This is a genomic window from Microcystis flos-aquae FACHB-1344 (assembly GCF_014698375.1).
Classification (GTDB): domain Bacteria; phylum Cyanobacteriota; class Cyanobacteriia; order Cyanobacteriales; family Microcystaceae; genus Microcystis; species Microcystis aeruginosa.
Genome location: NZ_JACJSW010000156.1, coordinates 1 through 2,664 on the forward strand (window position 1 = coordinate 1; position 2,664 = coordinate 2,664).

The 2,664-nt window shown below is 42.9% G+C and carries 3 protein-coding genes; all 3 read left to right on the forward strand.

Annotated elements, in window-relative coordinates:
* The first annotated feature begins 424 nt into the window (after positions 1–424).
* The 3 genes from H6G48_RS14495 to H6G48_RS14505 all read left to right on the forward strand — a co-directional run bounded on the left by H6G48_RS14495 (position 425) and on the right by H6G48_RS14505 (position 2,572).
* Positions 425–1,648 (forward strand): DHH family phosphoesterase, encoded by a 1,224-nt coding sequence (locus tag H6G48_RS14495; RefSeq protein ID WP_190722289.1) that lies wholly within the window; start codon positions 425–427, stop codon positions 1,646–1,648.
* Positions 1,649–1,700: 52 nt separating this feature from the next.
* The gene (gene sixA, locus H6G48_RS14500; protein ID WP_147073766.1) at positions 1,701–2,195 is read left to right on the forward strand and encodes a phosphohistidine phosphatase SixA; all 495 of its coding nucleotides are present in this window, start codon (positions 1,701–1,703) and stop codon (positions 2,193–2,195) included.
* Positions 2,196–2,263: 68 nt separating this feature from the next.
* A complete protein-coding gene (locus H6G48_RS14505) occupies positions 2,264–2,572 on the forward strand; it encodes a hypothetical protein (protein ID WP_190722290.1) in 309 nt (102 codons plus the stop codon).
* Positions 2,573–2,664: the final 92 nt, after the last annotated feature.

Here is a 2,664-nt window from a genome sequence, read left to right on the forward strand (position 1 = left end):
TGCGGTTTTCGGGCTGTCGTCGAGTTGTCTAACCATTGCTTAACCCTAGAATTTCGTCTTGGCTTCCTTAATAGTATAACTTTACTAGAAAAAACCAGGGCAAATATTTAGGGACGGTGATGCTCCTAAATCCTGTTTAAAAAGTATCGGAGAGTGGGAAGTGGGGAAGTGGGGAAGTCCAGTTATATCATTTTTCACAAGTAATGGGGCAGCGATGGTTAATTGCCCTCACCCCCAACCCAGCCGACTTCGGGGGGCGACGGGAGAGGTCTTTCGATAGACTAGAGTTATAGCCTGACAGTGGGGAGCTAGGGGCAAGAAAAGCTTAATATTTGAGATGAACCGATCGAGCGAGGATATCGTCTAGAATTAATTAACTCAAAAAATCCTGACTGAATCTACTTTTAAGCGAACTTTTCTAAAAATGATGGCTGAATTACTGAGTCTAGTTCCTGCCAAGTCCCTCGAAACCGATGTAGTGGTAGGGGAAGCGTCGGCAGTATGTCCCCTTCCTCCAGTCACGGTTAGTAATGATACCCTACTTATTTCCCTAATCGATCGCCTGCGACGTACTTTGGAAAATCACCGGGGCGAAAATCAAATTGTGGTGATGCAGGATTTCCCGGATCCCGATGCCCTTTCTAGCGCCTGGGCCTATCAAATTATCGCCGAACAGTACGATATTCACTGTGATATAGTCTATGCGGGTACTCTCTCCCATCAGGAAAATGTCGCTTTGGTAAAACTAACGGGTTTACCGGCTAAACGTTGGGGAGTCCATACCCTCAAGGATAGAGATCTTTCGGTTTATCAGGGTTGTGTTTTTGTCGATGGTCAGGGAACCAATAGTCAGTTAACCACTCTGGTTAAACAGGCAAAAATTCCCATTATTGTCGTGATCGATCATCATACCCGCCAAGGGGATCTAGACGCGGAATTTGTCGATATTCGTCCCCAAATGCGGGCAACAGCGGCGATGTTAACCCAATATATCCAAAAAGGGTTACTGAATTTTAATAGTAGCGATACCGTCCATGTTAAGTGTGCCACAGCTTTGATGCACGGATTGCGATCGGATACGAATAATTTAATGCAAGCGCAAGAGTGTGAATTTATTGCTGCTGGTTATCTCAGTCGTTTCTACGATGCCCAATTATTAAACGCTGTCCTGCAATCGGCCAGATCCCGACGGGTGATGGATGTGATTGAACGGGCCTTAAAAAATCGTATTATTAAAAATAATTATTCGATCGCCGGGGTGGGTTATTTGCGTTATGATGACCGGGATGCGATTCCCCAAGCTGCCGATTTTTTGGTGACAGAGGAAAATGTTCACACGGCTTTAGTTTACGGTATCGTTCACGATGAAGATGAGGATATCGAGTTAGTCATTGGTTCTATGCGTACCAGTAAAATTACCCTAGATCCCGATGAATTTCTCAAGGAAGCTTTCGGACAGGATAACCAAGGTCGCTTTTTTGGTGGTGGTCGTTATATGGCCGGAGGTTTTGAAATTCCTATCGGTTTCCTCGGTGGTTTTAATAATAATGCCGAATATGCGAAACTCAAGTGGGAACTGTATGACACCCAAATTAAACAGAAACTTTCCCATCTAGTTAACCCCGATGAAAAGGTAATTCGCACCTAGCTATTAGACCTCAGCTATCTGTTAACATTGCCAAGACCGACCCGACACTGATATGAAACTTTATTTTGTGCGTCATGGATTAGCAGGACAATCGGGGGATTATCTCAACGATGGGGAACGTCCTTTAACCGAGGAAGGTAGGGCCAAAACTGCTAAAATTGCCCAAAGATTAGGACAGTTGGGGGTGAAATTTGACCTAATTTTGACCTCTCCCCTGGTGCGTGCCGTGCAAACCGCCGAAATTTTGCAAAAAGCGGGTTTAAGCCGTAAAATTGAGCAATTTAATCCCCTATCACCCAACGGCAATATTCAAGATTGGGTGCAATGGTGGCAAAAGTCGGACTATCAGCGAGAGGAAAACGCGATCGCAATGGTAGGCCACGAACCAGATTTAGGCTATTGGACGGAAATGCTAGTTTGGGGCAAGTTTCAAGGAAAATTATCGGTCAAAAAAGCGGGAATAATTGGTCTAGAGGTTCCCAATCAGGAAAATCCCCTAGGCAAGTGTCAGTTATTCTGGTTGACAGCCCCGAAATTACTCCTCTAGGAATTAACCTGGGTGTATCTATCCTTTTTGGGGACTACAATCGATGTTTAGTTAATAGTTAAAAAATCATGAACGATGTAGAATTACGCCAGTTATTAACTGAGAAGTTAGCAATTTTGTCCGCACACAATCTTAATTTAGTTGGGCAATTTATTGATAAGTTAACTCATCAAGAGGCAGCAAACAAATCCGACAATTACCTAACAGAAAAAGCATTACAAAAATGGCAATTTTTAGTTAAAAATAATCAAGAAATGGACAATACAAATCCTTTAAGTGAAAATGAAATTAAGATAATTTGGCAATTTTTAAGTCAATCTCATCGATCTCGTCCGGTAGGATTAGCTAGAGGAGAATTTACCGAAATTTTGGGTTAAAGCCCCGTCCTTTTAGGACGGCTTTTTAAACTATATCTTGTTAACTTAACTTTTATTGTGCTATACTGATTTTGTCTAAGTCCCCCCTGCGT

Coding starts and splice junctions, on each gene's coding strand:
- H6G48_RS14495 (WP_190722289.1), top strand. CDS start 425: ATGATGGCTGAATTACTGAGTCTAGTTCCTGCCAAGTCCCTCGAAACC.
- sixA (WP_147073766.1), top strand. CDS start 1,701: ATGAAACTTTATTTTGTGCGTCATGGATTAGCAGGACAATCGGGGGAT.
- H6G48_RS14505 (WP_190722290.1), top strand. CDS start 2,264: ATGAACGATGTAGAATTACGCCAGTTATTAACTGAGAAGTTAGCAATT.